A 22429-nucleotide genomic window follows, 5' to 3' on the forward strand; every position below is an offset into this window, starting at 1 on the left:
TCCTGTTACAGGGTTCGGCGGCTCTTGACCAAGAGCCAGATGAAGAAGGGGGCACCCAGCAGGGCGGTGATGATGCCGACCGGCAGCTCGGCCGGTGCGAGCAGGGTGCGTGCCAGCATGTCGGCCCCCAGCAGCAGGCCAGCCCCCAGCAGGGCAGACAGCGGGAGCAGGCGGACATGGTTGGGTCCGGCCAGCAGCCGTACCAGATGGGGAACCACCAGGCCGACAAAGCCGATCATGCCGGCCACCGCCACCGCCACGCCGACACCGGCAGCAGTGAGCAGGATGAGGCGACGCTTCAGCGTCTGCACGTTCACCCCCAGATGCCGGGCCTCTCCCTCTCCCAGCAGCAGGGCGTTGAGGGGATTGGCATCGCGCATGAACAACAGCAGCAGGGCGGCCAGGGTCAGCAGCGCCAGCGTCACATCGACCGGCTTGCCTGCCGCCAGGGAGCCCATCTGCCACAGGCTCAGGTTGCGCAGCATCTGATCGTCCGCGAGATAGGTGAGCAGTCCGATGACGGCGCCGGAGAGCGCCGTGATGGCCACCCCGGCCAGCAGCATCACGGTGACCGAGGTGCCCCCTTCCCGGGTACCCAGCAGATAGACGAGGGTGGTGGTGAGGGCTCCGCCGAGAAAGGCGAGCAGGGGCAGCAACCCCAGGCCGAGCAGGCTCTGCAGGTGCGAGCCCAACGGGGCGAGCAACACGATGGCCAGGGCCGCGCCGAGTGCCGCCCCCCCCGACACCCCTATGATGCCGGGGTCTGCCAGGGGGTTGCGAAACAGTCCCTGCATCACGGCGCCGCAGAGGCCGAGAATGCCCCCCACGGCGATGCAGAGCAGGGTTCGTGGCAGACGGATCTCCTGCACGATCAATAATTTGTGAGCCTCAATCCCGCTCTGTGGTCCGGCAAACAGGGCGCGCAGGCTCTCGCCAAGGGAGAGGGACATGGGGCCGGTCGCGAGGGACCCGACCAGCAGCAACGCCAGCGCGCAGCCGGTCAGGGCGAGCAGCCAGGGCAGAGGCAGGCGCATCAGGAACCCTGCTTGATCCACTGGGCGATCTGGTTTGCCTGTTGCAGGGAACGAAGGCTGAGGCCCCCTTGCAGGGCATGTCCGTCGATGGCGTGGATGGCCTTGTTCTTGCCTGCCGGGGTGGCTGACAGGGCGGGCACCTGGCTCAGGACGGCGTCGGGATCCTGATACTGCTGCCAGTCGCGGCCGCTCACCAACACCAGATCAGGTTGCAGCTCGATGAGGGATTCGGTGGAAACGGGCTTGTAGTCGTGGAGCCCAGCCACCGGATTGACGCCGCCCGCCAGGGTGACGAGGGCGCTGGCGGTGGTGTTGCTACCGGCGATGCTGGTGGGCTGACCCTTGTGCAGCAGCAGGAAGGCGACCTTGAGGGGCTTGTTCTGCTTCGCCTGCGCCGCCAGGGTGTCGCTCTGGGCGGCAATTTCCTCCTTGAGCTTGCTCCCTGCCGCCTGGTCACCCAGGAGATGGGCCAGGGTGTCGATACGCTCGTTGAGGTTGGCCAGCGTAGGGGCTGTGGCCATGACCTCGACCTTGACGTTGGCACGGCGCAACTGATCAAGCGTGCTGTTCGGGCCCATCTCGTCGCTGCCGACCACCAGGGTCGGAGAGAGACTCAGGATCCCTTCGGCGGCGAGGGCACGGTGATAGCCGACCTTGGGTACGCCTCTGGGCTCCGGACTGCTGACATCGGTGGCGACCAGGCTCTGCTCGCCCCCCAGTGCCAGGATGAGTTCCGTGGTGGCCGGGCCTATGCTGACGATACGCTCCCCCGCCATGACGGATGGGGAAGAGAGGGAAAGGGCACAGCCGAGCAGGCTGAATGCGAGGGCAAAACGACGGCCCATGCGAACCTCCGAAGGGTGAATGAAATAGGGTTGCCGCCGAGAATATCAAGTCGCCCATCAAAATGCACTGAGAATGAAAGCGATTATCAATTGCGTTGCTTGGGGCGCTTTATTACAGTATCCGCCGCGACACCGAGCACCATCGCCAGATCATCCAGGGAGAACCGATGAGCATTGCACAACGCATTCACGCGCTGCTGGAGCAAGACCCGAGCGCCCACCCGTCCACCCTCGCCACCGAGCTGGCCGTCAGCGAATGGGAGGTGGTACGCCATCTGCCTGCCGCCCTGATGACGCAAGTGCCGGCCGGGGAGGCCGAAGCCCTGCTGGCGGACTTGTCCAACTGGGGTCAGGTGACCACCATCGTCGAATCCGATGGCTCCATCTTCGAGGTGAAGGCTCCCTTCCCCAAGGGCAAGAACGCGCGCGGCTACTACAACCTGATGGGGCGGGACGGCGAACTGCACGGCCACCTCAAGCTCGACAACGTGGCAGGCATCGCCCTGGTCAGCAAGCTCTTCATGGGCAAGGAGGGGCACTCCTTCCAGTTCTTCGGCCACAGTGGCCGCTGCATCTTCAAGATCTACCTGGGCCGGGACGAGCAGCGTCAACTGCTGCCTGAGCAGGTGGAGCGTTTCATGGCCCTGCGCCGTCAGTATCAAGAGGAAGTGAAAGCATGAGTGAACGTCAGGAGCGCCTGCAAAACCGCCTGCAACCGGAGATCCGCGAGTTCCGCGACGGTTGCCGTACCCTGCAGCTCGCCACTGTGGATGGCGAAGGCAACCCCAATGCCAGCTATGCCCCCTTCGTGCTGCAGGAAGATGGATACTATGTGCTCATCTCCGAGATAGCTCGCCACGCCCGCAACCTGCAACAGGTGCCCAAGGTATCGCTGATGCTGATCGAGGACGAAACCGGTGCCCGCGAGCTGTTTGCCCGCAAGCGTCTGACCTTCGATGCGGTCGCCGAGGTGGTGGCGCGCGACGACGCACGCTGGGAGAAGGCCGTTGCGGCGCTGGAAGGGCGCTTCGGCGAGATAGTCAAAGGGCTCTCCAACCTCAAGGACTTCGTGCTGTTTCGGCTCAAGCCCGAGCAGGGGCTGTTCGTCAAGGGATTCGGTCAGGCGTTCCGTGTCTCCGGCGACGAGCTGGTGGACTTCGTTCACCTGGTGGAAGGGCACAAACGCATCGACAATGGCGCCGAGCTGACCAGCCCGGCGGATGAACCCGTTTGAGGGGACAGTTAGCGAGATGAGAAAACGGGCAGCCTGGGCTGCCCGTTTTGTTGTTATGTCCCGGGTTACTCCTGCCAGCCTGCCTGGTTGGGGAAGGCATCGCGATCGGCCTGGCTGGCGCTCTCGTTGCATTCTCCGCGGATCTTCCAGGAGGTCTGGCTGAGGACGATATAGCCGCTTCGGCAATACTTGCGCGTGGCCAGCATCTGGGTGAGCTGCTCGTCCTGCAGGGCTTCCCGGCGTTCCAGCAGGCTCTTGTCGCGGCGGCTCAGCCGGTTGTCATCTCCCTCCTGCAACCGGGTGGGCAGGACGTCGAGAGGGGCGGCCTCGAAGGTGAAGCGCTTGCTCCCGTCGTCGCTGATATGGGTGTGGAACAGGGGGGCCGGGCCATCGGGTGCTGCCCCCGGCAAGCCGGAGCAGGCGGTGAGCGCCGGTAACAGCAGCGTGAGGGCAACGGCAGAGAGTAGACGCACACAAGACTCCAATCGGGTGTTCACATCAGGACGGGCAGCTTAACACGCCCGCTCGGGTTGAATGGTGGCCAGCAGCTCATCCGTCGTGAGCAGGGTCACGCTTCTGCCTTGAGGCAGGCTCAGATGCCGCCACATGAAGTGGTGGTGCTGGATGATCTGCTCCGCACTCAGGTGCGGCCTGTCCGCCGTGGTATGGGCGTCGGTCACCGCAAAGGCGTCAAAGCCCCTGGCGGCGGCGCTGCGCAACGTGGTATCGACGCAAAAGTCGGTGGCACAGCCGCAGATGAGCAGTCTGTCTACCGACTGCTCTGCCAGCAGGAAGCCGAGCTCGGTGTCGAGGAAGCTGTCACAGGCGGTCTTGCGCACCCGGCTGTCGTGGGGAGACGGGGCCAGATCGGCGTGCAGTTGCCAGCCCGCACTGCCAGGTTCCAGCTCGGAACCCGGTTCGTCGTGTTGCACATAGATGACCCGTCCGTGTTGGCCCCGCACGCGATCGGCCAGACGATTGATGTTGGCGATGACCTGGGCATCCTGATGGCGGGGGTTATCGAACAACCCCTGTTGCATGTCGATGACGAGTAACACATCCATATGAAATCCTTGGGCTATTTTGAGGGTTGCAACCATTGGCTGCAGTCACGGCTTCGGGATTGATGCAGTGCGCCCATATCTTGCTTCATTTCCTTTGCATTTAGCCAGCGTTCCGGCAGGGGAGCGATGTGGACCCTGACGTCTGCGTCTCTCCCGGGAGCTGTCTCGTCACCGGTTTGCGGCACGATGAGTGCCACCTTGAGTGCCGGATTGCGGCTGGCGATGCGACTGGCGATCCCGAGCCCCCCTTCAACGTGGAAGTTGCCGGCGATATGCATGATGCGCCTGCCGGGATGCTTGCCCAGATAATCCACCATGCTTTCGGCCATGGTGTCGTCCCAGCTGGTCTGGGCGGCGAAGCGACGGGCGTTGCCGTCCGCATCCCCATGGTGCATGGAGGCCATGAACTTCTGGCGGTAGCCGTCATCCCCCAGAGTCAGCTCGCGGGCAAGCTGGCTGCGGCGATTGGCCGGCAGTTTGTCGAGCCAGGCCGGTCCCTCCTGACCGACGCAGCTCACCAGGGGTTTGGGGGCATTGGCGGCAATCACTGGCAGGTGCTGCGCCTTGGCGAACTCCACCAGAGGGCGGTAATCACTCTGGTAGTTGGGCCAGGCATGGCCATCTCGAATGAGGGCCGATTCGCCGATGCGTCCGGCCAGGTAGGCATCCAGCACCGGCTGATCGGCGCGGCTGAACTGCTCCATGGAGAGCACCAGGGTCCGGCCATCGGCTTGCGACATCTCGTCAAGCCCTGCCAGCAGACGGGCCTGCAACAGATGGATGGCCGGGTGAGTGTGAAGCTCCCCCACCAGCACGATGTCGGCATCCGCCACCCGGGCCACCGCCTGCTCGAGGGTCAGCGCCTGCCCCTGGGCCGTATCGAGCCGTGCGTGATAGAGGGTCTCGGGTGGGGTGTTCTGAGGCGTGGTGGCGCAGGCGGCCAGCAGCAGGGGCAGGGCGAGCAGGGGGAGTCGTCGGATCATGGTTACTCACTCAAGAAACAGGGGGATGGGAAAAGGCTGCACCATGGGATGGCGGCATGGCGAGCAAAAAGTGGCGCCAGTGTAAGGGGGAATGATGACAAAGTGAAATGAGAATGATTCACTTTATTATTGATCTTTGTCTCTGCCGGGGTAATATGCCTTCCGCTTGATAATAATTCTCAATAAGGACTTTGCAGTGGCGCACAACAACACCCCCTCCCTGATAGCCCTCGCCGTGGCGGCCGGGCTGATCTCCCCCGCTTTCGCCGCAGACAAGAAAGCCGATGAAGTCATGGTCGTCAGCGGCTCACGGATGGAACAGAAGCTGGAAGATGTTTCCGGTCCCATCGCCGTCATTACCTCGGCGCAGATTGAAGAGCAGGTCGTCAGCAACGTCGCCGATCTGTTCCGCTATGAGCCCGGGGTGAGCGTGCAGGGAGGCGCAGGAGATGCCCAGACCTTCACCATTCGCGGCATGAGCGAAAACCGGGTCAAGGTGGTGCAGGACGGTGTGCGCCTGAACGATGCCTACAAGAATGGCGGCGTGGGTCAGACCTACTTCGACACCGACATGATCAAGCAGGTGGAAGTGGCCAAAGGGCCGGCCTCCGCTGCTTACGGTTCCGATGCTCTGGGAGGCGTCATTGCCATCACCACCAAGGATGCTGGCGACTTCCTCAAGGGCCGCGACAGCTATCTGGATGCGACCACGGGTTATGCCTCCAGCAGCCACCAGAGAATGGCCGGCATCACGGGGGCGCTGCGCACCGGGGAAGTCGAGAACCTGCTGCGCTACACCTGGCGCGATGGCGGTGTCACCCAGAATTATGACGGCGACAAGAACGAGTTCGACATCGTCAGCCAGGCCGTGCTGTTCAAGAGCAAGTGGAATCTCTCCGATGATCAGTTCCTGAAACTGACGGTGGATTACTTCACCGAGGGGCAGGATCCGGATGCCATCGATCTGACCAAGGCGGGCTCCGTCTTCAACCAGCCCATTACCGACAAGGAGACCGACAACCTCTCCCTGGTACTGGATCATGGCCTCGCCCTGAACGCCCTCTGGGCGGATCGCGTGGACAGCAAGATCTACTACAGCCGCGCCAAGCAGACCCTGGATCAGTACGCTTCGTCCAAGTATCCGGTCATGCCGGGCAACCCCTATGTGACCAAGAACTCCCTGGATCACAACGGTTTCGAGCAGGAGAGCCTGGGCGCCCAGGTGAAGTTCAACAAGGCGCTCGCCAGCCAGCGTCTGGCCTGGGGCCTGGAATACGAGCACACCGACAACGAGCGCACCCGCTTCAAGGGGCCGACCGTTCCGGGTGACTTCGTCGGCTACAACGAGCTGAGCTTCCCCTCCACCACCAGCGAGCGCAGTGCGCTCTGGGCCTTTGACGAGATCAAGTTCGGCGAGCGTTGGGTGCTGACCCCGGGCGTGCGTTACGACTACTACAAGATGACCCCGGACGAGGATCCCGCCTACACGGGCGAGAACATGAAGAAGATCTCCGAAGGGGAGTTCTCTCCCAAGCTGGGGCTGGTGTTCAAGGCGCACGAGGCAGCGAACCTGTTCGCCCAGTACAGCCACGGCTTCAAGGCGCCCATGTATGACAACGCCTTCTCCACCCTGAACCACCAGGCGTATGGCTATCGCATCGAGCCCAACCCGAACCTCAAGCCAGAGAGCAGCGACGGCATCGATCTGGGGGTGCGCGGCAGCCGTGGCGGGTTCAGCTATGAAGTGGCCACCTTCTACAACAAGTTCGACGACTTCATCGAGCTGACGGCCGTGGGCACCGAAGGCCGTACCGCCCTCTATCAGTACCAGAACCTGGACAAGGCGACCACCAAGGGGGCCGAGGCCAAGGCGGACTACTGGTTGAACGAGCTGGTCAACGTCTGGGGCAACCTGGCCTACATCGAGGGCAAGGATGGCGAGGGCAACTACATCAACAGCCTGAGCCCCCTGAACGGCAGTGTCGGTGTGCGTCTGGAGCAGCCGAACTGGAACATCAACACCGCATTGCGCTTTGCCGACGACATGGACAAGGTGGGCAAGGATGCGCGAGGCAACGACAACATCAAGAGCGCAGGTTGGGGCGTGGTGGATCTCTATGCCCAGTTCAAGCCGGTGCAGGACCTGCAGCTCAACGTGGGGGTGTTCAACCTGTTTGACAAGGAGTACGTGAGCTACGAGAGCATCACCGGCCTTGCCGCCACCGCAGATACCAGCAAGCAGACCGAGCCTGGCCGCAACCTCAGTGCACGGGTCAAGTACGTGTTCTGATGGTCGTCGACCAGCATGAAGGAAAAGGGGCCCTCGGGCCCCTTTTGTCATGAAGGTCGGCGTCTGCAAAAAAGAAACCCGCCAGGGGCGGGTGGAAGGATTGCAACACTCATCAGGAAGCGGTGTTACCCAATAGACAGGGGGATGTGACAAAGGTTCAACTTTATTGATATTTATGGTTTTTATCTGTCATGCCGCCTGGGGATCCCCGTCCCGAAATCGGTTATCATTTGTGCCCCTTGTCATGCAGCCCGAGCCTCTATGCCCGCGTTCTCCTGGTTAGCCCTGTTTTTTGGCGCCTTCTACTTCGTTTATGGCGCCTACCTGCCGTTCTGGTCGCTCTGGCTGGAAGGCATCGGGGTGAGTACTGAACAGATAGGGCTGTTGCTGGGGGTGGGCATGGCCATCCGCTTTGCCGGCAACCTGATGGTGATGGGGCGAGTCAAGGGGGCCGGCCAGTTGCTGCCCGTCACCCGGCTGCTCTGTCTGCTGAGTCTGCTGGCCTTCCTCGGTTTCTATCTGGGCCACAGCCTCTGGTGGCTGGTGGTGCTGACCCTGGCGGCCAACTTCATCTACCCGACCCTGATGCCCATGGGAGAGGCGCTTGCCACCCGCATGGTGGTTCAGACCCACCTCGACTACGGCAAGGTGCGGCTGTGCGGCTCCTTTGCCTTTATCGTCGCCTCCACCCTGGTGGGGGCTCTGGTGGGCAACTTTGGCAGCGACTGGGTGCTGCACACCATGGTGGCCGGGCTGCTGATCATGCTGGGGCTCAGCCTGCTGCCGCTGCGACCCGCCCCCCGGGAGCTGCAAGGGGAGCGGGCCAAGGCCTCGCTGCTCGTCACGCTCAGGTCGGCCCCGGTGCGCCGCTTCCTGCTCATCACCGCCCTGCTGCAGGGGAGCCACGCGGCCTACTACGGTTTCAGCGCCATCTACTGGAAGAGCGCTGGCTACAGCGGCACCCTGATCGGGTATCTCTGGGCTCTGGGAGTGGTGGCGGAGATCGCCATGTTCGCCGCGGACAAGCGTTTCCTCCAGCGCTTCGGCGCCCAGACCCTGTTTCTGGTGGGGGCCCTTGGCTGTGTGGTGCGCTGGGTGCTGCTCGGTAGTTCTACCGACCTGGCGGTGCTGGTGCTCGGCCAGCTGCTGCACGGGGTCACCTTCTGCGTCAGTCACCTCGGCGCCATCCGCTTCATGACCCGCCAGTTGCCCGCGGAGCAGCAGATCCCCACCCAGGCGCTCTATGCGGCCCTGGGTCTTGGCATGACGGTGGCGGCTCTGATGGCGATCTGCGGCGTGCTGTTCGAGCCGCTGGGAGGCGGCATCTTCTTTATCATGGTGCTGGTAGTGCTGCCGGTCTTCGTATTGCGGCTGCGCGAAGAGAGCCCTGAACAGGGCCGATGACACTGGTCTGCCGGTCTCTGGCGCGGCAGGCCTCCGACTTATCTGGAAAAGGGAAGTAGAGAGATGCACCAAGGATGGCTGCTGATCGGGTTGTCGCTCGCCTATCTGGGCTTGCTGTTCCTCATCGCCTATGTGGCGGACAAGAACAAGCGCCGTCGCCCCAAGGGGCAGCCTCTGCTCTACAGCCTGTCGCTGGCGGTCTATTGTACCTCCTGGACCTTCTTCGGCACCGTGGGCCAGGCCAGCGAATCCCCCTGGTCACCGGTGCCCATCTACCTGGGCCCCATGCTGGTGTTCCTGTTTGGCTGGCGCCTGCTGGCCCGCCTCATCCTGGTGGCCAAGCGTGAGCACATCACCTCCATCGCTGATTTCATTGCCGCCCGTTATGGCAAGTCCCAGCGCCTGGCCATGGTGATCAGCCTCATCGCCGTCATGGGGATACTTCCCTACCTGGTGCTGCAGCTCAAGGCGATCGTCACCGGGCTCGATCTGCTGATGGCCAACAGCACGGGGGTCAGCCCCACCAGCAACATGGCGGAGCTGGCGCTGGGGGTCACCCTGCTGCTGGCCCTGTTCAGCATTCTGTTCGGCACCCGCAACCTGGATGCCACCGAGCACCACAGGGGCATGGTGGTGGCCATCGCCTTCGAGTCCGTGGTCAAGCTGCTCGCCTTCATGGCGGTGGGGGGCTTTGCGCTCTGGCTCATCATCGCCAGACCGAGCGAGGCGCGTACCCTGGTGGCGGGCGACTTCCTCGATGCGGTGGTGGCGGTGACGCCGGGCGGCCTGCTGGAGCTCGCCATCTACACCCTGATCGCCATGTGCGCCGTCATCTGCCTGCCGCGCCAGTTTCACGTGACCGTGGTGGAGAACAACCAGGGGCAGGATCTGCACTGGGCCCGCTGGATCTTTCCCCTCTATCTCTTCCTGATGGGGCTCTTCATCTGGCCGCTGGCGCTGGCAGGCAAGCAGTGGGTCGGGGCAGACATGGCCTCGGACACCTATGTGATAAGCCTCCCCATGTCGCTCGGCTACGACGGCATGGCGATGCTGGCCTTCCTCGGCGGCACCTCGGCGGCCACCGGCATGGTGATCGTCTGCACCATCGCTCTGGCCATCATGGTCAGCAACGATCTGGTGTTGCCGGTCCTGCTGCGCCGGGTCTGGCAACAGGGGCGGGATGAGCGCCTGATGCGGTTGCTGCTGCAGGTGCGTCGGGGGGCCATCTTGCTGATTTTGCTGGCGGCCTGGGCGCTCTATCTCTGGCTCGGGGATCTCACCAGTCTGTCGCGCATCGGCTATCTCTCGTTCGGGGCCGTGGCCCAGTTCGCACCGGCCCTGCTGCTCGGCCTGTACTGGCGTCATGGCAATCGCAAGGGCGTCTATCTCGGGCTCGCCCTCGGGGTCAGCCTCTGGTTCGTGACCCTGCTGGCGGAGAGCGGACTGCTGGCTGGCTCCCCCCTCGAAGCCCTGCTGGCGCCCCCAGACTGGCCGGCGGTGCGGGATCTGAGTCTGGGGGCCTGGTGCCTCTTCCTGAGTCTTCTGCTCAACCTCGCCGGCTATGTGGCGGGCTCCCTGCTGTCACGGGCGGCGGTGAGTGAGCGGCTGCAGGCCGCCAACTTCGTCGGCAAGACGAGCCGGGATACCTCGGCGCTCTATCATGCGCGGGTCTCGGTGAAGGAGCTGGAGATGCTGGCGGCCCGCTTCGTCGGTTCCAGCCGCGTCAAGCGGGCCTTCGGCCGCTTCGCGGGCGAACGGGGAGGCACCCTGGCGCCCCAGATGCAGGCCTCGGCGGAGCTCATCGCCCACACGGAGCGACTGCTGGCGGGGGTATTCGGTACCTCGTCCGCCCGCCTGGTGCTGGCCTCTGCCCTGCAGGGACGCAACATGCAGCTCGAGGAGATCGCCACCATAGTGGACGAGGCCTCCGACATGTTCCGCTTCAACCGCGGCCTGTTGCAGGGGGCAATCGAACACATGGGCCAGGGGATCTCCGTGGTGGACAGGGAGCTCAGGCTGGTGGCCTGGAACCGACGCTACATCGAGCTGTTCTCCTATCCCCCCGGTCTCATTCAGGTGGGCCGTTCCATCGAGGAGATCATCCGCTACAACGCCGGACAGGGGCTGTGCGGCCAGGGAGACATCGAGGCCCAGGTGGCGCGGCGGGTTGCCTTCATGAAGCGTGGTAGCCCCCATGTCTCGGCGCGGGAGCGTCCCGATGGCCGGGTCATCGAGATGCAGGGCAACCCCATGCCTGCGGGGGGCTTTGTCATGACCTTCACCGATATCACCCCGTTCAGGGCGGCGGAGCGGGTGCTGCGGGAAGCGAACGAGCACCTGGAGGCGCGGGTGGCCGAGCGCACCCACGAGCTCTCCGAACTCAACCGCCAACTGCTGCTGGTAAACCAGCAGGTGGAGAGGGCAAATCAGTCCAAGAGCCGGTTCCTGGCGGCGGTGAGCCACGACCTGACCCAGCCGCTGAACGCGGCCAAGCTCTTCACCTCCTCCTTGCTGGAGATGCTGCCCCCGGAGGACGAACCGGCTCGCATCGCTCGCCACATCGACGACGCCCTGGGGGCGACCGAGGATCTCATCACGGATCTGCTGGACATCTCGCGCCTCGAGGCGGGCAAGTTCAAGGCGAAGAAGCTCGATTTCGCCCTGAGCGATGTGCTGGACAATCTCAAGGCGGAATTCGGCGTGCTGGCCCAGGCCGGTGGGATCCAGTTCTCCGTGGTGGAGAGCCGCCTTGCGGTCTACAGCGATGTGCGCTTGCTGCGGCGGGTGTTGCAGAACTTCCTCACCAACGCATTTCGCTACAACCCCGGCGGTCGGGTGCTGCTTGGCTGTCGCCGCATGGGGGAGAAGGTGCGCATCGAGGTGTGGGATAACGGCCCCGGCATCCCGGAGGGCAAGCAGGAGGCGATCTTCGACGAGTTTTCCCGCCTCGATCACTCCCGCACCGCCAGGGAGCAGGGGCTTGGCCTCGGGCTCGCCATCGCCCGCGGCATTTCGCTGGTGCTGGGTCATCAGCTCTCCCTGCGCAGCTGGCCCGGAGCGGGGTCCGTCTTTGCCATCACCCTGAACCTCGCGACCCGGCCCGTCATCCCCAGCCAGGTGACGACCCCGGCCCTGCGAGACAGCCAGCTGGAAGGGGTCAGGATCCTCTGCATCGACAACGAGGAGGATATCCTCATCGCCATGGCCTCGCTGCTGGGACGCTGGGGCTGCGAGGTGCGCTGTGCCCAGAGCCTGGAGCAGGCGGAGGAGATCATCGGCGGCGGCTTCCTGCCTGCGCTGGTGCTGTCGGATTATCACCTGGATGACGGCAAGACCGGGTTGCAGGCGCTGCACATGATCAGGCTGGCCCACGGCAACGGTATCGGCGGCATCATCATCAGTGCGGATCGCAAGAGCGAGTTGCAGGCACAGATCCGTGAGCACGGCTTTGGCTACGTGAGCAAACCGGTCAAACCTCTCAAGCTGCGCGCCCTGATGAACAGCCTGCTGATGCCGGTTCAGTGACTGGTCTCACAGAATCGAGCATTGGCTGAACGTTTTCTGGATGCCACCCAGGCGTCATGATCGCCGATGATGGTACCTATTTCGTCGCCATTTGCCGCGATTGGTGATAATTGAGTCTTGCTGGGTGTCACTTTTGGCAGGTGGCGGCCGAGCGACTCTCCTCTATAGTCATTCGGCGATTATTTTTGTCGCAAATCAAGTTGTGCAAAAAGGCAAACCGGATGAAAGTCCGGGACGCAAAGCTTCCGGTCTAAGGGTCTGCGTACCTAGGATAGCGGGGCCACCACAGGTTGTATCGTCCATGGGCCAAGCCATGGTTGCGATGTTGTCTGCGTTACCTGGCAGGTTGCGTTGCCTTTTTCGTTGTTAATTCCAATAACGAAATAAGGAAGTTCAAATATGTTAAGTCCAAAACTTTCCCTGCTGGCGCTTCTGGTCGGGGGGCTTTGCACTACCTCCGCCTTCGCCGCTGCCCCGGGCAAACCCACCATTGGCTCCGGCCCCACCAAGTTTGCCATCGTTGAAGTCAATCAGGCCGCTTCGGCCTACAACCAGCTGGTGACCGTCCACAAGGATGGCGCTCCCGTCAGCGTGACATGGAACCTCTGGTCCGGTGACGTCGGACAGACCGCCAAGGTACTGCTCGACGGCAAGGAGGTGTGGTCAGGCCCGGCCTCCGCCGCGGGTACCGCAAACTTCAAGGTCACCAAAGGGGGGCGTTACCAGATGCAGGTGGCCCTGTGCAACGCCGATGGCTGCACTCTCTCCGACAAGAAGGAGCTGATGGTCGCCGATACCGACGGTAGCCACCTGGCGCCGCTCAATGCGCCGCTGCAGGAGAACAACAAGCCCTACGCCAACAAGTCCGGCAAGGTGGTGGGGGCCTACTATGTGGAGTGGGGTGTCTATGGTCGCAAGTTCACCGTGGACAAGATCCCGGCCCAGAACCTGACCCATATCCTCTACGGCTTCACCCCCATCTGCGGTGGCAACGGCATCAACGACAGCCTCAAAGAGATCTCGGGCAGCTTCGAGGCGTTGCAGCGCTCCTGTGCGGGCCGCGAAGACTTCAAGGTCTCCATCCATGATCCCTGGGCGGCGATCCAGATGTCCCAGGGCAACCTCAGCGCCTGGGATGAGCCTTACAAGGGCAACTTCGGCAACCTGATGGCCCTCAAGCAGGCGCACCCGGACCTCAAGATCCTGCCGTCTGTCGGCGGATGGACTCTCTCCGATCCCTTCTATTTCCTGGGTGACAAGACCAAGCGCGATACCTTCGTCGCCTCGGTCAAAGAGTTCCTGCAGACCTGGAAATTCTTCGACGGCGTGGACATCGACTGGGAGTTTCCGGGCGGACAGGGGGCCAACCCCAGCCTGGGCGGCCCGAATGACGGCGCTACCTATGTGGTGCTGATGCAGGAGATGCGAGCCATGCTCGATGAACTGGAAGCCGAGACCGGCCGCCAGTATGAGCTGACCTCGGCCATCAGCGCCGGCGGTGACAAGATCGCCAAGGTGGATTATCAGGCGGCCCAGCAGTACATGGACCACATCTTCCTGATGAGCTACGACTTCAGCGGCGCCTTCGACCTGACGAATCTGGCCCACCAGACCAACCTCTTTGCCTCCAGCTGGGATCCGGCCACCAAGTACACCACCGACAAGGGCGTCAAGGCGCTGCTGGGTCAGGGGGTGACACCGGGCAAGATAGTGGTGGGGGCGGCCATGTATGGCCGTGGCTGGACCGGAGTGAAGAACTACCAGGCCGGCAACCCCTTCACCGGCACCGCCACCGGACCGGTGAGCGGTACCTGGGAAAATGGCGTGGTGGATTACCGCGACATCGTCAACAACCGCATGGGCGCAGGCTGGGAGCAGGGCTATGACGAGTCGGCCGAGGCCCCCTATGTCTTCAACGCCAGCAGTGGTGACCTCATTACCTTCGACAACGACCGCTCGGTCAAGGCCAAGGGGCAGTACGTGCTGGCGAACCAGCTTGGCGGTCTGTTCGCCTGGGAAATTGATGCGGACAACGGCGACATCCTCAACGCCATGCACGAGGGGCTGGGCCACGGCGAGGGTACGCTGCCGCCGGTCAACAAGCCGCCGGTTGCCAATGCCGGCAGCGATCTGAGTGCCACCGGCCCGGCCGAGGTGACCCTCAACGGCAGTGCCTCCCACGATCCGGAAAACGGGGCGCTGACCTACAGCTGGAAACAGGTCTCCGGACCCCAGGCCAGCCTGCTGGATGCCACCCAGGCCAAGGCCCGTGTGGTACTGGATGCCGTCAGCAGCGACATCAATCTGGTGTTCGAGCTGACCGTGACCGACGATCAGGGGCTCTCGGCCAAGGATCAGGTGGTGGTCACCAACAAGGCGCCGCAGCCGAACCTGCCCCCCGTGGTCAGCGTACCGGCCAGTGCGGCCGTCGAGGCCGGCAAGCAGGTGAGCATCAAGGCCACCGCTTCCGATCCCAATGGTGATGCCCTGAGCTATCAGTGGACAGTGCCGGCCGGTCTTAGCGCCACCGGTCTGGACAGCGCGACCCTGGTGGTCACGGGCTCGAACGTGGCCAGTGACACGGCCTACGATCTGACCCTGGTGGTCACCGACGGGGCGCTGGATGCCACAGCCGTTACCCGCCTGACCGTCAAGCCGGCCAGTACAGGTGGTGGCTGCGAGGCCAGCGATCCGGATGCAGCCAACCACCCGGCCTGGAGTGCAGGTACCGTCTACAACACCAATGACAAGGTGAGCCACAAGCAACTGGTGTGGCAGGCCAAGTATTGGACCCAGGGCAACGAGCCGAGCCGCACCGCCGATCAGTGGAAACTGGTGAGCCAGGTGCAACTGGGTTGGGATGCCGGAGTGGTCTACAACGGTGGTGATGTCACCAGCCACAACGGCCGCAAGTGGAAGGCCCAGTACTGGACCAAGGGCGATGAGCCCGGCAAGGCCGCCGTCTGGGTCGATCAGGGCGCGGCGAGCTGCAACTGATCTGCCGTGATGAAAAATGGGGCCGAGGGCCCCATTTTTGTCTTGTTGCGTGGTCGGGTGTCTCTTCCCTGTCAGGGGAAAGGCGCACTCGCTTTGTCAAAAAGGCCCGTCAGGGCCTTTTTTCATGGTATGTCACCGGTTCACAGCGGTTTTTGCCACAGGCTGAGCAGCAGATCCTGCTCGAGGGCGTCGGGCCCCTGGTGGGTGAAGGCATGGCGCTGCTCGCCGCTGGCACGCCAGCCGAGGCGGCTGGTCTCCAGAATGTGCTCGCGCAGGCCCTGATCCAGCGCCGTACTGAACTGGGCGCGTTGCTGGGCAACATTGACAAGCCCGGTGAAGGCGGGCCAGCTCAGGGGATGTTCCATGCTCACCGGATTGAGGCTGACGCGCAATTGCCACTGATGGCGAGGGCCTGGCTGCACGTGGAGCAGATAGCCGCCCGGCGCCAGCCAGCTGACCAGGAGTTCCGTCTTGACCTTGAGGTCGTTGACCAGCAGCACCTGGGCCGTGCCAGGCAGCAGCGGGGCGCGCGCCGGGTCGGCGATGACGAACTGGCCTTCCGGTTGCGCCTTGTTGGCGGCGAAGATGGCATTCTTGGCCAGATCGAAACCGCCGACCTGCCAGCCGGGCAGCCGCTCAGCCAGGGCACGGCAGTAGTACCCCTCGCCACAGCCGAGGTGGACAAGCTCGCGCTCGCCAAGAGGAGCGAGCAGGTTCGCCATGGCGTCCACCAGAGGCAGCTGGTGGCCTTGTTCCAGGAAGCGGCGCTTGGCGCGCAGCAGGGCCCGGCTGTCGCTGTCCTTGGGGTTCTTCTTGCCGGGGATGAGGTCCAGATAGCCTTCCGGTGCGGGATCGAAGTGGTGCTTGTTGTCGCAATAGACCCCGCGGGAGGCGGCATGAAGGTGCAGGGGGCTGCGGCAAAGGGGGCATTGAAGGTGCATAGGAGTTCTCTTGGCGAAGGCCATGACGGCGGGGCGTTCGGGATTATAGGGGAGAGGATCGGAAAAGGCTGCCATGGGCAGCCTTTTTATCCAACGGCGCTGTGCGGGCGCCGTCGGCGGAACCCGGTCAGCGGGTACCAAACACCACTATGGTCTTGCCGTGGGCGGAGATGAGCTCCTGCTCTTCCAGCATCTTGAGGATGCGACCGACGGTTTCACGGGAGCAGCCGACGATCTGGCCGATCTCCTGGCGGGTGATCTTGATCTGCATGCCATCCGGGTGGGTCATGGCATCCGGCTGTTTGGCCAGGTTGAGCAGGGTCTGGGCAATGCGGCCGGTCACGTCCAGGAAGGCGAGGTTGCCGACCTTCTGGCTGGTGTGCTGCAGGCGCTTGGCCATTTGACCGGATAGACGCATCAGAATGTCCGGGTTGACCTGGATCAGCTGGCGGAACTTCTTGTAGGAGATCTCGGCGACTTCACAGGCGCCTTTGGCACGCACCCAGGCGGAACGCTCCGGATTCTCGTTCTCTTCGAACATCCCCATCTCGCCCAGGAAATCCCCCTGATTCAGGTAGGAGAGGATCATCTCCTTGCCTTCGTCATCCTTGATCAGGACGGCGACGGTGCCCTTGACGATGTAGTAGAGGGTTTCCGCTTTTTCACCGGCGTGGATCAGGGTGCTCTTGGCGGGATACTTATGAATGTGGCAATGCGACAAGAACCACTCAAGGGTGGGATCGCTTTGCGGTTTGCCAATGATCATGAGACTTCCTCTGTAGTGTCATTTTTATGGACTGTGCGTCCAGGCAAGTTGCCAAGCTTGCCATTCCTTACTCTTTGGTCGCAGTAGAATAAGAGCCTTTGCCTGTGCTGACAAGGCTTTGGGGTTTTGCCGTCCACCGGTGAGCCGCCATCTGCTACGTCGTCCGGGGCATTCTAGGCAAGAAGAGGAGGTCGGATGTTGATTTCGATCTATTTCCCTTTGGGTCGTCGTCCGTTTCGCAGGAGAGGCTTGTCGCCGCAAAACGGGGCTTTATCGTCGGGAACGGGCAAGATCCTGGCGCATGTGCCACTCGACCCCGGCTTGAGGTATGCTATGGGCGTTAGAACCGTCGTCATTGAGAGGAAAGTGAGAGATGAAAGCCAAGGTCAGCTGGGTGGAAGGCATGAAGTTTGTGGGGGAGAGCGAGTCCGGTCATCAGGTGACCCTGGATGGCGCCAACCCGGGTGAAGGTGCCAGCCCGATGGAGATGATCCTGCTGGCTGTCGGCGGTTGCAGCTCCATCGATGTGGTCTCCATTCTGGAGAAGGCCCGTCAGTCAGTGACCGCCTGCCATGTCGAACTGGAAGGGACCCGCGCCGATACCGTTCCCCGGGTATTTGAGCAGATCCACCTCAAGTTCGTGGTGACCGGCAAGGGGCTGGCGGAGAAGCAGGTCGCCCGTGCGGTGGATCTGTCCATGGAAAAATATTGTTCAGTTTCCCTGATGTTGGAAAAAGCGGTAGAAATTACCCATAGTTATCAAATTCTTGAGGGTTGACCGCTATAGTTTGTCCCGTCGATAACGCCATGACATAAGGAAAGTGCGATGAAAAAAATGATGATGTTGCTTCCCCTGTTCGGTCTGGCCGCCTGCAGCATGCCGCAGCCGACCCAGTATCAATACAGCCAGTATCAGTGCGGGGAAGAGTTGCTGGCCATCACCTATGATGCCCAGGCCGACATGGTGCAGTTCCCTTATGCCGGTGTCTATCACAAGCTGGGGCGCATCGAGTCGCCCAAAGAGACTGCCAGCTATTCCGATGGGGTGACTACCTTCTCCCGTCAGGACAAGCAGGCCACCCTGGTCAAGAGCGGTGTGACCCAGCTGACCTGCGAGTTGAAGTGACCCTGATGCCGTCACGGCGTGCATGGAAAACGGCCTGCGTGAAGCAGGCCGTTTTTGTTGAAAGAGACATCAGTCTGACGGTAGCGAGCCCAGCAACTGGGCGGCCAGTTGCTGGCTAAGCTGGCCACGGGCCTCCTCTGCGACAGGCACGTCGCTGGCGAGCTGGATGGCGCTGCTCCACACCGCTTTCTGGCTATGCCCGTCGAGCAGCACGACGGCCAGGGTCCCCTTGCGGGCATTGGCGGCGGCGTTCAGGCCCGGTGTCATGCCGAGGCGGGAGAAGATCTCGCCATCGCTCATGTCCTGGCTGCCAGCTACCCCGATGGCGACCCAGACGTCGGCCTCATCCAGGGGAACGCTGCGCCAGCCTTTGCCGTCCAGTTGCCGGATGACGGCCTGCTGTACCGGCTCGAGCCAGGACGCGGCGCTGTTGCCCGCATACTGGAATTGTTCGGCCAGCGCATAGCGTGGTGTCGTCCCGTAGGTCCAATGCTCCGCCGGGCGAACCACCATGGTGCCCGTTTCGACCGTGGGTGCGGCGGGGCCGGAGCTGCAACCGCCCAGCAGGGTTGCCAGCGTGAATGAGAGAAGTGCAGCGCGCATCATTAAGCTCCTTGGCTCAGGTGATCTTGCCCGTTTCGATCAGTTGCTGGATCAGGGGGCGCAGGATCAGTTCCATTGCAAAGCCCATCTTGCCACCCGGCACGACGATGGTGTTCATCCTGGACATGAAGGCGCCGTCTATCATCGACAGCAGGTAGGGGAAGTCCACCTGCTTGATGCCCCGAAACCTGATCACCAGCATACTCTCGTCCAGGCTGGGTATCACCTTGGCGCTGAAGGGGTTGGAAGTATCGACGGTCGGCACCCGCTGGAAGTTGATGTGGGTGCGGGAGAACTGCGGGGTGATGAAGTTGATGTAGTCGTCCATGGAGCGGACGATGGAGTCGGTGACTGCCTCGCGCGAATGGCCGCGCTCCGAGGTGTCGCGAATGAGCTTCTGGATCCACTCCAGGTTGACGATGGGCACCACGCCGATGAGAAAGTCCACGTGCCGCGCCACGTTGTGCTCCCCCGTGACCACGCCGCCATGCAGTCCTTCGTAGAACAGCAGATCCGTCTCGCCGGGCAGATCCTGCCAGGGGGTGAAGGTGCCAGGCATCTGGTTGAAAGGCACTGCCTCGTCGAAGCTGTGCAGATAGCGCCGGTACTGGCCTGTGCCGCTCTGGCCATACTCCTGGAAAAAGGACTCCAGCAGACCGAAATCGTTGGCCTCCGGGCCGAAGTAGCTGATATGCCGCCCCTGCTCCCGGGCCTTGCGGATCGCCACGTCCATCTCGGGCCTGGTGTAGCGGTGAAAACTGTCCCCCTCGACCACGGCCGCCTTGTATCCAAGCTGGTGGAACATGGAGCGAAAGGCGTTGGTGGAGGTGGAAGTACCGGCACCGGACGAACCGGTGACCGCGATGATGGGATGCTTGGCGGACATAGAATTCTCTCTTCCTTGGGAGTTCCGTTATAAGGGGTGGCCCAAAGTGCGGTCAAGTGCGCCGTCATCCTCCTGCAGCCACCACGCTTCCCGGCAATAGCGATGAACGAGGGCTGCCCTGTGCTCTGGGTACGTTGGAATAGGTGCTTCTGGATGGCGAACTGGCCATGCGGCCTGATGGTGCGAGTTGGATAGGGGGAGGGCGGGGTGAGCCGCCCGATAAGCCGTGACCGCGCTACGCTTGGGGGAAGTCGTCAGTGGGTGACTTGCTTAAATGAGTCTTTGGGACGACATTGACACTTTCGTGCAGCTCGCTGTAGACAAGCACGGCGCTACCTTGTAGCAATTGTTGCCTGACTGCTTCGACCTTGTCGGTCAGGCTGACATCCTGTTCACCGTATTCGGTGCCTTCTTGCAGCACAAAGTGTTCGAGCAGGTTGGTGAGGGTGTCCGGCTCCAGTTCTTGCCAGGGGATAATCATGATTTCATCTTCACTCAGTGGGTTGCGGATATTGTCGGTGTCTGGTCGGCAAGCGCAAGGGATTTGTCTCGTTTTGGACGAGGGGTGCCATGCAATCCATTGACGCACGCCGACCCTCCAGTCAATTCGAACAGCACCTGTTCGATGCCCGCCGCCGCGCCCTGAGCGCCGGTTTGCGCTGGTACTGGGTCATCAATCTCATCGCCCTCGTATTTCTGCTGACCCGCTTCTACATCTATCGGGATGCACACCTGGTACTGGTCGGCAACCTGCCCTGGTCCTACAAATGGCAGCTCTTTGCCATGATAGGTGTTGGCCTGCTGCTGCCGCTCGGGTGGGGCTGGCTCTCCCGTCAACCCCATGCCATCTGGCTGGTGTCCCTGTGCGTCTGTGCCCTGGCCTGGGGGCTGGCCTGGGCCATGGTGGGTTACACCATCTCGATCGTCGACTTGAAGGGGGGCTTCAGTTTCATTTTCAACATGGTCAGTCTGTTGCTGCTGACCGGTCTCGTCGCCGCGTATTGCGATGTGCGGCTGTTTTACGCACTGGTTTCTGTCCCCCTGCTGTTCTTGTTGGTGAGAGCCTCCTGGAGTCCTGAGCCCTTTGTTCTGGTCAACACCATCGTGGTCGGGGTCTTGCTGGTGGTGCTGGAGACGGGGCGGCGCATGCTCAACGGCTGGTTCGAGCTTGCGGTGTCAAGGGAACACGACAACCTGATGCTGGCAAACAAGATGAATGCCATGGCCAACCGGGATCCCCTGACCGGCATAGCCAACCGTCGCCACTTCGATCAGGCGTGCAAGCGTGCCATTGCGCAAGGCACCACCCAGGATGTACCGCTCACCGTGATCCTGCTCGATGTGGATTTCTTCAAGCGCTACAACGATCGCTATGGGCATCAGGCGGGGGATGAGTGCCTGATCCTGGTGGCCGAGTGCCTGGAGGAGAGTGTACGGGAGCCCGGCGATCTGGTGGCGCGCTACGGGGGAGAGGAGTTCGTGGTGTTGCTGCAGGAGACGACGCTGGCCGGTGGCCAGGAGGTGGCGGAGCGCATTCGCGCCACTCTGGCGGCCAGGGCTCTGCCCCATGAGGATTCCGACGTTTCCCCCCACCTCACCCTGAGCCAGGGGATAGCCCAGTGGCGAACCGGGGAGAGCCTCGTCATGCTGCTCGAGCGGGTCGATGGCGCCCTCTATCAGGCCAAGGAAGAGGGGCGCAACGGTTACCGGTTCGCGCCCTGAGTCTGTTCCCGCAACCACTGGCTGATGCGCTCATCCAGCCAGAAGCGGGGGCGCCAGGGAGAGCCGTGCAGGAAGCCCACGTGGCCGCCCTGGCGGCTCAGCTCGTAGCGCACCAGAGGGGAGAGCTGCTCCGCCGCCGGAATGACGGCATCGGTCATGAAGGGATCGTCGGCGGCGTGAATGATGAGGGTCGGGATGGGAATGCGGGCCAGCAGGCCCAGGCCGGAGCAGGTCTGGTAGTAGTGATCGGCGCTTTCGAAACCATGGAGCGGTGCCGTCACCAGCTCGTCGAACTCCCTCAGTGTGGCGATGCGGGTGATCTGGGCCGGCTGCCAGCGCGCCCGTGCCGCGCTCTGGCGCCGGATCTTGCTTTGCAGGTTGGTTCGCATGGTGCGCAGCAGGTAGTTCTGATAGACCCGTGAGAAGCCCTGATTGACCCGATCGGCACAGCTTGCCAGTTGCAGCGGGGCCGACACTACCACCGCCGCCTTCAATGGTGCCGGGCAGGCCCGCGCCAGCAGATTGACCAGCATGTTGCCCCCCAGGGAATAGCCGATGGCGACCAGGGGGCGGCCAGGAAAACGTCGCCCCAGCTCGGCAATCACCGCCTGGGCGTCCTCGATGGCGCCTGAGTGATAGGCCTGCAGCAGCCGGTTCGGCTCGCCACTGCACCCCCGAAAGTGCATCAGCACCGCCTCGTTCCCTTGCCGCTGCAGGTGGGCAAAGAGCCCCTTGGCATAGTGGGAGTGAATGCTCCCCTCCAGTCCGTGGAACACCACCACCAGGGGTTGTTCATCCTGGCCGGGTTCGCCGCTCCAGGCCAGATCGACGAAATCGCCGTCCGGAAGTTCGAAGCGCTCCTGGATGAAGCGGGCAGGCGAGCGGCGCAGCCACTTGGGCAAAATGGTTTGCAGATGGGGGTTGCGGGCCCACCAGGGGGCGTGAAAGTGGCTTTCTGTCAACATGCAACGACTCGGAAGAGCAGGGAGGAAAAGGGGGCGGCGAGCCC

General features: G+C 62.8%; 20 protein-coding genes and 1 riboswitch. Of the genes, 9 read left to right on the top strand and 11 right to left on the bottom strand.

Going from position 1 to position 22429, the window contains the following annotated elements; all coding sequences use genetic code 11:
• Positions 1-5 precede the first annotated feature (5 nt).
• Together AB5Y68_RS13725 and AB5Y68_RS13730 are read right to left on the bottom strand one after the other, a co-directional pair.
• Positions 6-1037, bottom strand: coding sequence for an iron ABC transporter permease (locus AB5Y68_RS13725; RefSeq protein WP_039040072.1), 1032 nt, complete (start codon positions 1035-1037; stop codon positions 6-8).
• Entirely contained in the window at positions 1034-1879 is an 846-nt protein-coding gene (locus tag AB5Y68_RS13730; RefSeq protein ID WP_039040039.1) for a hemin ABC transporter substrate-binding protein, read from the bottom strand. Before AB5Y68_RS13730 ends, AB5Y68_RS13725 begins: the two co-directional genes overlap by 4 nt.
• A gap of 167 nt (positions 1880-2046) precedes the next feature.
• Between AB5Y68_RS13730 and hutX the strand changes: the two genes are divergently transcribed.
• Both hutX and hutZ read left to right on the top strand, forming a co-directional pair.
• A complete protein-coding gene (gene hutX / locus AB5Y68_RS13735) occupies positions 2047-2559 on the top strand; it encodes a heme utilization cystosolic carrier protein HutX (RefSeq protein ID WP_039040073.1) in 513 nt (170 codons plus the stop codon).
• A complete protein-coding gene (gene hutZ, locus AB5Y68_RS13740; protein ID WP_010673228.1) occupies positions 2556-3113 on the top strand; it encodes a heme utilization protein HutZ in 558 nt (185 codons plus the stop codon). Before hutX ends, hutZ begins: the two co-directional genes overlap by 4 nt.
• 65 nt (positions 3114-3178) lie before the next feature.
• On the opposite strand, the gene AB5Y68_RS13745 is transcribed toward hutZ, so the two are convergent.
• Genes AB5Y68_RS13745 through AB5Y68_RS13755 form a run of 3 tightly spaced genes read right to left on the bottom strand, consistent with a single transcriptional unit; the run spans position 3179 to position 5160 of the window.
• Entirely contained in the window at positions 3179-3586 is a 408-nt protein-coding gene (locus tag AB5Y68_RS13745; RefSeq protein WP_010673229.1) for a hypothetical protein, read from the bottom strand.
• Between the two features lie 39 nt (positions 3587-3625).
• Positions 3626-4177 (bottom strand): cysteine hydrolase family protein, encoded by a 552-nt coding sequence (locus tag AB5Y68_RS13750; RefSeq protein WP_039040040.1) that lies wholly within the window; start codon positions 4175-4177, stop codon positions 3626-3628.
• 14 nt (positions 4178-4191) lie between these two features.
• Positions 4192-5160: a ChaN family lipoprotein gene (locus AB5Y68_RS13755; RefSeq protein WP_039040041.1), complete on the bottom strand. Its 969-nt coding sequence runs from the start codon at positions 5158-5160 to the stop codon at positions 4192-4194.
• 196 nt (positions 5161-5356) lie between these two features.
• Between AB5Y68_RS13755 and AB5Y68_RS13760 the strand changes: the two genes are divergently transcribed.
• From AB5Y68_RS13760 to AB5Y68_RS13775, 4 genes are all read left to right on the top strand, one after another.
• Positions 5357-7450 (top strand): TonB-dependent hemoglobin/transferrin/lactoferrin family receptor, encoded by a 2094-nt coding sequence (locus AB5Y68_RS13760; protein WP_039040042.1) that lies wholly within the window; start codon positions 5357-5359, stop codon positions 7448-7450.
• Positions 7451-7711: 261 nt separating this feature from the next.
• Positions 7712-8854 (top strand): 3-phenylpropionate MFS transporter, encoded by a 1143-nt coding sequence (locus AB5Y68_RS13765; RefSeq protein ID WP_010673233.1) that lies wholly within the window; start codon positions 7712-7714, stop codon positions 8852-8854.
• Positions 8855-8917: 63 nt separating this feature from the next.
• Positions 8918-12379 (top strand): PAS domain-containing hybrid sensor histidine kinase/response regulator, encoded by a 3462-nt coding sequence (locus tag AB5Y68_RS13770; RefSeq protein ID WP_039040043.1) that lies wholly within the window; start codon positions 8918-8920, stop codon positions 12377-12379.
• A gap of 201 nt (positions 12380-12580) precedes the next feature.
• Positions 12581-12667: riboswitch (cyclic di-GMP riboswitch) on the top strand.
• Positions 12668-12778: 111 nt separating this feature from the next.
• Positions 12779-15376 (top strand): glycosyl hydrolase family 18 protein, encoded by a 2598-nt coding sequence (locus tag AB5Y68_RS13775; RefSeq protein WP_039040044.1) that lies wholly within the window; start codon positions 12779-12781, stop codon positions 15374-15376.
• A gap of 140 nt (positions 15377-15516) precedes the next feature.
• Here AB5Y68_RS13775 and AB5Y68_RS13780 read toward each other — a convergent pair whose 3' ends face one another.
• Both AB5Y68_RS13780 and crp read right to left on the bottom strand, forming a co-directional pair.
• Positions 15517-16317 (bottom strand): putative RNA methyltransferase, encoded by an 801-nt coding sequence (locus AB5Y68_RS13780; RefSeq protein WP_010673236.1) that lies wholly within the window; start codon positions 16315-16317, stop codon positions 15517-15519.
• 127 nt (positions 16318-16444) lie between these two features.
• On the bottom strand, positions 16445-17083 hold the full coding sequence (crp, locus tag AB5Y68_RS13785) for a cAMP-activated global transcriptional regulator CRP (RefSeq protein WP_010673237.1): 639 nt from the start codon (positions 17081-17083) through the stop codon (positions 16445-16447).
• 373 nt (positions 17084-17456) lie between these two features.
• Between crp and AB5Y68_RS13790 the strand changes: the two genes are divergently transcribed.
• Together AB5Y68_RS13790 and AB5Y68_RS13795 are read left to right on the top strand one after the other, a co-directional pair.
• A complete protein-coding gene (locus AB5Y68_RS13790; RefSeq protein WP_010673238.1) occupies positions 17457-17861 on the top strand; it encodes an OsmC family protein in 405 nt (134 codons plus the stop codon).
• A 48-nt stretch (positions 17862-17909) separates the two neighbouring features.
• The gene (locus AB5Y68_RS13795) at positions 17910-18209 is read left to right on the top strand and encodes a hypothetical protein (RefSeq protein WP_010673239.1); all 300 of its coding nucleotides are present in this window, start codon (positions 17910-17912) and stop codon (positions 18207-18209) included.
• Between the two features lie 69 nt (positions 18210-18278).
• Here AB5Y68_RS13795 and AB5Y68_RS13800 read toward each other — a convergent pair whose 3' ends face one another.
• From AB5Y68_RS13800 to AB5Y68_RS13810, 3 genes are all read right to left on the bottom strand, one after another.
• Positions 18279-18812 carry a DUF4136 domain-containing protein gene (locus tag AB5Y68_RS13800; protein WP_039040074.1) on the bottom strand — a complete coding sequence of 178 codons (534 nt, stop codon included), beginning with the start codon at positions 18810-18812 and terminating at the stop codon, positions 18279-18281.
• 16 nt (positions 18813-18828) lie between these two features.
• The gene (locus AB5Y68_RS13805) at positions 18829-19698 is read right to left on the bottom strand and encodes a phosphoribulokinase (RefSeq protein ID WP_010673241.1); all 870 of its coding nucleotides are present in this window, start codon (positions 19696-19698) and stop codon (positions 18829-18831) included.
• Between the two features lie 235 nt (positions 19699-19933).
• Entirely contained in the window at positions 19934-20179 is a 246-nt protein-coding gene (locus AB5Y68_RS13810; RefSeq protein ID WP_010673242.1) for a YheU family protein, read from the bottom strand.
• Positions 20180-20268: 89 nt separating this feature from the next.
• On the opposite strand from AB5Y68_RS13810, the gene AB5Y68_RS13815 reads away from it, so the two are divergent.
• Positions 20269-21420, top strand: a complete 1152-nt coding sequence (locus AB5Y68_RS13815; RefSeq protein ID WP_039040045.1) for a GGDEF domain-containing protein — start codon at positions 20269-20271, stop codon at positions 21418-21420.
• Here AB5Y68_RS13815 and AB5Y68_RS13820 read toward each other — a convergent pair.
• A complete protein-coding gene (locus AB5Y68_RS13820) occupies positions 21402-22385 on the bottom strand; it encodes a hydrolase (RefSeq protein ID WP_039040046.1) in 984 nt (327 codons plus the stop codon). The two genes, AB5Y68_RS13815 and AB5Y68_RS13820, sit on opposite strands and share 19 nt — an antisense overlap.
• Between the last annotated feature and the right edge of the window lie 44 nt (positions 22386-22429).

It is taken from the genome of Aeromonas sp. R6-1, assembly GCF_040908165.1.
Taxonomy (GTDB): Bacteria; Pseudomonadota; Gammaproteobacteria; order Enterobacterales; family Aeromonadaceae; genus Aeromonas; species Aeromonas caviae.